General features: G+C 42.2%; 7 protein-coding genes and 1 tRNA gene. 2 read left to right on the top strand and 6 right to left on the bottom strand.

From position 1 onward, the window contains the following. Positions 1–341 precede the first annotated feature (341 nt). Positions 342–596, bottom strand: coding sequence for a hypothetical protein (locus ACWPWY_RS23440; RefSeq protein ID WP_454193880.1), 255 nt, complete (start codon positions 594–596; stop codon positions 342–344). A gap of 174 nt (positions 597–770) precedes the next feature. Next, positions 771–844 (bottom strand) — tRNA-Arg (locus ACWPWY_RS23435). 144 nt (positions 845–988) lie between these two features. On the opposite strand from ACWPWY_RS23435, the gene ACWPWY_RS23430 reads away from it, so the two are divergent. Further along, a complete protein-coding gene (locus tag ACWPWY_RS23430; RefSeq protein WP_454193879.1) occupies positions 989–1282 on the top strand; it encodes a DUF4870 domain-containing protein in 294 nt (97 codons plus the stop codon). A 147-nt stretch (positions 1283–1429) separates the two neighbouring features. On the opposite strand, the gene mgtE is transcribed toward ACWPWY_RS23430, so the two are convergent. From mgtE to ACWPWY_RS23410, 4 genes are all read right to left on the bottom strand, one after another. Further along, positions 1430–2812 (bottom strand): magnesium transporter, encoded by a 1383-nt coding sequence (mgtE, locus tag ACWPWY_RS23425; RefSeq protein ID WP_454193878.1) that lies wholly within the window; start codon positions 2810–2812, stop codon positions 1430–1432. Positions 2813–3061: 249 nt separating this feature from the next. Beyond that, positions 3062–3190, bottom strand: coding sequence for a hypothetical protein (locus tag ACWPWY_RS23420; RefSeq protein WP_454193877.1), 129 nt, complete (start codon positions 3188–3190; stop codon positions 3062–3064). Between the two features lie 73 nt (positions 3191–3263). Beyond that, positions 3264–3617: a hypothetical protein gene (locus ACWPWY_RS23415; RefSeq protein WP_454193876.1), complete on the bottom strand. Its 354-nt coding sequence runs from the start codon at positions 3615–3617 to the stop codon at positions 3264–3266. A gap of 18 nt (positions 3618–3635) precedes the next feature. Continuing rightward, positions 3636–3971, bottom strand: a complete 336-nt coding sequence (locus ACWPWY_RS23410) for a hypothetical protein (protein ID WP_454193875.1) — start codon at positions 3969–3971, stop codon at positions 3636–3638. 179 nt (positions 3972–4150) lie between these two features. Between ACWPWY_RS23410 and asnB the strand changes: the two genes are divergently transcribed. Next, positions 4151–5995, top strand: coding sequence for an asparagine synthase (glutamine-hydrolyzing) (gene asnB, locus ACWPWY_RS23405; RefSeq protein WP_454193874.1), 1845 nt, complete (start codon positions 4151–4153; stop codon positions 5993–5995). The last annotated feature ends 5 nt before the right edge of the window (positions 5996–6000 follow it).

Here is a 6000-nt window from a genome sequence, read left to right as displayed (position 1 = left end):
CCCTCGTTTCAAGGGGCTTCGCCACACATTTCAGCCTGCTTGTCAAGTCTTATTTCTCGTTTGTTCGCAAAAAAAGAGCAGGTTATCTTTTCGATAACCTGCTCTTTTAGCATGTGCCTTAACTAAATGACATTGCCTTTATAGGATGCCTTTTTTATGTTCTGGGGTTGAGAACTACTACAAAGGGTGTCGGAGTTTTTTCCGACATCTTCCCTTCGCTTTTGGCCGGCAAGGTGAGATCTCCTCTCCTAGAATTTTATTAATAACAAAAAGAAAAAAGAGAGACATCCATCTGGACGTCTCTCTTTTTTGTATGGGATTATATGTAATAAGCTTCTGGTCTACTGAGCTGATTTCTTCTTCAAACCAATAATGGAACGATCCAATAACATACCGATCAAAAACCAGAAAACAACAGCAACGATGTAAATAATAAAAGAAGAAATATGTGTAAGATTCTTGTTTGGTACAAATTCACTGAACCAAGCAACAGGGCTAACACCCATAAGCAAAATATTGTAGTCATCTAGACCGAAATAATTTAGCAATACCACTAAGAAAGCTACGAAGGGCATCCACACAGCACATTTTTTCATAGCCTATCTCTCCTTTATAACGTATGTCTGACTGTTAAATTCCACATTAAATCGTTATATTCCAATTCGATTTCTTATCTTCATAACCGATAATACATTACTCAGATTAGATTAAGCCATCTATAAAAGCAACAAAAACAAAAAAGACATCCAAAGGGATGCCTTTTCTCTGTACGTCCCAGGAGGGATTCGAACCCCCGACCGACGGCTTAGAAGGCCGTTGCTCTATCCTGCTGAGCTACTGAGACAAATTATGTAGTTAATTTTCACGTGCGATACTTATTATATCGCAAAATGACTATTTGTCAAAGTATTTTTTTAGGTATCATCCTGGGCGTGCCAGGGTAATATGATGTAAATATAACAAAACAACAAAGGAGCGTTCGTAGCTTATGCGACAACTACTGTCATCTCTTAGTTATTTCAGCATTTTTTTCGCCCCATTTTTGCTTCCACTCATTGTATGGATTGTAGCACAAGATAACTATGTTAGAGGGCATGCCAAAAAAGCATTTTTCTCGCATGTGTTTCCTTTTCTTGCGCTGATTCCACTGTTAATCTTCATGTTTAATGCGAACCATACAACTTCTATTATCGGCTACGTAAACCTTTTCTTCATTATTTATATAGCTGTTTTTATCTATAATATCTTTCAAGGTATTAAGGTGCTCCGTGATGATGTTTAATCCCTTGCTGTAATTTAGAAAGCAGTTGATTCCTGAGAAGTGTACCTCCCATTGTTATTTGTATTTAACAATAGAGTACATCCTATGGGAACAACTGCTTTTTAGTATTCAATCCAATTAATTTCGTAATACCTTCCGTTAGTTCAATCATGTTAAATAGGAAATAAATATAGTAGCGGTGCCAAAATAAACAGATAACGAGAATAAGTCATTCAGTGTAGTGATCAGCGGACCGGAAGCTACGGCAGGGTCTATTTTCAGTTTGTACAAAATAATAGGAATGATGGTTCCTGCCATCGTACCAATAATAATCGTCAGAAGGAGCGAAAATCCAATCACTGCCCCGAGTGCAAAACTCATCTGCCAGAAACCAGCAACAAGCGCAACACTGATTCCGCATACCACACCAATAATAATCCCTACGAGTAATTCTCGTCTCAACAGGCGGGTAATGGTCTTCCCATTCATTTTCGTTTGAGGGCTAAGTCCACGAATAACCACGGCTAGAGACTGTGTTCCCGTATTTCCTGTCATACCTGCGATCATTGGCATAAAGAAGGTTAGAGCTACAACCTTACTAAGCGTGCCTTCAAATATACTGATGATACTACCCGATAACAAACCGAGAAACAGCAACATAATGAGCCAAGGCAGACGGCGCTTGGCAGCGGTCAGTGGATGCGTATGAAAATCAATCGTTTTGTCGGTAGCCGACAATTTGTTAATGTCTTCATTTGCTTCTGCCCGCAGTACGTCCAGGACATCATCAAAAGTAACTACCCCGATCAATTTCCCATTTGCGTCTTCAACCGGCAGAGACACAAGGTCATACTGCTCAAATAAATGAGCTACTTCCTCTTGGTCCATATCTGCGGTTACCTTTACTACATTCTCACGCATCAAGTTCTCAATGAGATCCGTAGCCTGAGCTAGTACCAAATCACGGTATGTGGTCAGACCAATTAATTCTTTCTCTTCATTTAGCACGTATAGATCCTGTATATCATTCGTTAGATCGGCAAAATGTTTTACTTTTTCAACGGCTTCACGAACCGTATATTTAGCATAAAACCATACGTAACGGTTGGTCATGATCCCCCCAGCCGTCTCTGGACCAAAGTTCATGAGTTCACGAACCGTCTCTCTCTCCGTCACTTCCATAATAGAGAGCATATATTCTTTCATCTCTTCAGGAATCTCGCCCAACAAATCGGCAAGATCATCGTTATCCATCCGATTTAGAACCTGTGCTGCCTTTTCCTTACTAAGTATGTACAGTGCACTTACTTCAACCATAGGAGAAAGTTCACTCAACATCCCTGTTAAAGTCTCAATCTCAAGAGCATTCATAAACTGCGGACGATAGGCCTCATTTATCTCTTCATAAATAACAGCGAGATCGTAAGGTTCCCATTCTTCTAGCTCATGAATCATCTCATTAATGCGCCCCGTTTTTATAGCTTCTTCGATGCTTAAAGTCAGGGCTTGCAGGTCTTCATCTCTACTACGTTTGTCTCTTCTCATCATCATCACCTTCTGTTCCTAGTGCAAAATATATAACAATATTAATTTACTACAACGGTATACTGCTTTGTCTATGAGAACAATACTTTATCTTGTAAACTTTTACCCGAGCTGGGGAATGCAAAACCATCCTAATCGATAAATCCTTCTTATCCGGCTTCTTTCTGTATACGAACTGTAAGTATATCGCTTTTCTAAGTAGACAGCCTCCACCCTTTCCTAAAGAAAGAGTGGAGGCGTCAGTTGCAGCCCGGGTTATTTGTTCCCGAAACGCATCGGGTTACGATGTACTTCATGTTGGTTGTTCTTCGCAAGTACTTCCTCAGCAAACTCATTATTAACCTTATAATGGTTCACCTTACTTTTCTTGTACTTTGAAGTCACTTTTCAGTTCACCTCCCCGGGTTACAGGAGTATTATGTGTAGTTGTCGCATTTCATAATCAAAAATGTTTGCATCATTTCTGGCTGAAAAGTCGATTCCGTAAATCCTGATTTAAAGATCCATGACTTAGCAAAGACTGCATGAATTCCGTTTTTTCTTGCTCTGCCAAAACATCAACTCGATTCTCAAAAGCAATTTCCGTCGCATCCTCAAAAGCAGTATTCTCATTATTGTTATACCAGTCCAGTGTAAGATCGTGATGGTTTCTTATGATTCTGTGGAGTTCCAGCGATCCGTCTGCACTGCCTGTTATGTATAACAGTAAGGAGGGATCACCCACCCTTGCAGGTTCTACGGCAACTTCTACGCAAGATAGACCATCTAGCTCCAGTTCTTTTGTTATTCTCGCATCCTGAATGACATACATATTCCCCTTCTCCTTCCGTTAATGAAAGTCTTGTCTATTAACGTAATCTCGTACGATGCCATATTGCGACAAATGGCTTCGCGTGTCTTTCGTTCCTAACCGATAAATTTCGTTATACACATTTTGAAGTGCTTCCTCATATAACACATTGACGGAGGCTTCTTCTGTATCGGGCCATGGAAAAACATATCCGGGAAAGGCCTCTTCCTCTTTTTCTTGCATTAAACTTAGCAACCCTTGCAGGTTCTCTGCCTGTTCAGGTGTTGCTTGAATGATCCACTCGTATGAAGCAGCTCTTTGGTCAGCCAGAACGGATCGTCCCCCTACCGACACGAAATACAGGCTCTTTTGCAATGTTCATCGCTCCTCATGCATAGTTTTCTCATTTATAGTTTCGGATGCGGACAGACATTTTATGCCTGAATTCGGCATATATTTGTTTTACTGTGAGAATAGAAATGTAAGGTAGGACCGCTCTCCACTCCCTAAAGACAAACTTCTGTGGAAGAAACGACCAGAAAGGATGAACTCTCATGTGCGGAATTACTGGATTTATACAGTGGAATCATGATCTCACGCAGGACTCCGAACTCCTTGTTCGCATGACGGAAAGTATGTCGAATCGAGGACCTGATGCTGGAGGAACATGGATCTCTGGACCGTGCGCCTTTGGACATCGAAGACTGAGCGTCATGGACCCTGAGAACGGTGCCCAGCCAATGATTATGAACCACAGCGACAAACAGTATACCCTTGTATACAACGGAGAGCTTTATAATGCACCGGAGCTAAAAAAAGAATTGGAACAGCGTGGACATCGATTCAAGACCACTTGTGATACAGAGGTACTTTTGGCAAGTTATGTGGAGTGGGGACCCGGATGTGTAGACCGGTTTAATGGTATATTTGCTTTTGTTATATGGGACAGCGGACGTGAACATATTTTTATGGCAAGGGATCGTTTAGGCGTAAAACCACTTTTTTATAGTCATCAAGGAGATACACTCGTATTTGGTTCCGAACCAAAAGCCCTGTTGCTGCACCCTGCTGTGGAAGCGGTAGTTGGACCTGAAGGACTTGCAGAAATTTTTATTATCGGTCCTGCCAGAACACCAGGTCATGGTGTATATTCCTCCATGAAAGAACTTCGGGCAGGTCATGCCGCTCTGTTCACTAGAAACGGTCTACGTACTTACGCTTACTGGAAGCTCGAAAGCAAGCCGCATGAAGATGATGTAGAGGCAACAGCAGCTGAAGTAAGACGCCTGCTTATAGATACGCTGGAGCGTCAGCTTGCTTCCGATGTACCGCTCGGCTCTTTGTTATCCGGTGGCCTTGATTCAAGCGCACTGTCAGCACTTGCCGTTAATTACTATAAAAGAAAAGGTCAAGGCAACATTGATACATTCTCGGTCGATTACGTAGATAATGACAAACATTTCAAAGCCCATGCTTTCCAGCCTAATTCAGATGCTCCTTTTATTCAGCGAATGGTTGAAGAACTAAAAACCAAGCATCATTTTATAGAATTTGATACAGATGAAGTAGTCGGTGCACTAAATGCAGCCACGATATCCAGAGATTTGCCGGGGATGACCGATGTCGATTCCTCGCTTTATTTGTTTTGCCGGGAAATCAAGAAAAAAGCAACGGTTGCGATTTCCGGTGAAGCGGCAGACGAAGTATTTGGCGGCTATCCATGGTTCCATCGTGAAGACATGCTGAATTCCGGGACCTTCCCCTGGGCAGTTGCACCCAAAATGAGAGCAAGTCTCTTATCTGCTGATATTGCTGAGTGGATTCGTCCGCTTGAATATTTAAATGATCGCTATTCAGATGCTGTTGCAGAAACGCCGCTCTTAACCGGAGAAAGTGGCAAAGCAGCGCAAATGCGTGTTATGTCTTATCTGAATATTACCCGCTTCATGCCAACGCTGCTCGATCGGAAAGACCGGATGAGTATGGGTGTTGGTCTTGAAGTACGCGTTCCTTACTGCGATCATCGTCTGGTTGAATATGTGTTTAATGTTCCTTGGGAAATTAAGATCACCGGGGATCGGGAGAAAGGCATTCTGCGTAAAGCACTGGAAGGCATTCTGCCGGATGATGTGCTCTATCGTAAAAAAAGCCCGTATCCCAAAACCCATAATCCCAACTACTTGGAGGCAGTACGCCAGCAAATGCTAGATGTGCTGGACGATCCTAGTTCACCGATATTACCGCTAATAGATGTGAAGAAAATTAAAGAGCTCGCCGCTTCCAAAGACGCGTCTACGAACTTGCCGTGGTTTGGCCAACTGATGTCCGGTCCTCAGTTATTCGCCTATCTTACGCAAGTTAACTTCTGGCTTAAGACTTATAAAGTGGCGATCCGTTGATAGGA

It is taken from the genome of Paenibacillus sp. Marseille-Q7038 (assembly GCF_965111595.1).
This window is presented reverse-complemented; position numbering and strand designations above follow the sequence as displayed.

Coding starts and splice junctions, on each gene's coding strand:
- asnB (WP_454193874.1), top strand. CDS start 4,151: ATGTGCGGAATTACTGGATTTATACAGTGGAATCATGATCTCACGCAG.
- mgtE (WP_454193878.1), bottom strand. CDS start 2,812: ATGATGATGAGAAGAGACAAACGTAGTAGAGATGAAGACCTGCAAGCC.
- ACWPWY_RS23415 (WP_454193876.1), bottom strand. CDS start 3,617: ATGTATGTCATTCAGGATGCGAGAATAACAAAAGAACTGGAGCTAGAT.
- ACWPWY_RS23440 (WP_454193880.1), bottom strand. CDS start 596: ATGAAAAAATGTGCTGTGTGGATGCCCTTCGTAGCTTTCTTAGTGGTA.
- ACWPWY_RS23430 (WP_454193879.1), top strand. CDS start 989: ATGCGACAACTACTGTCATCTCTTAGTTATTTCAGCATTTTTTTCGCC.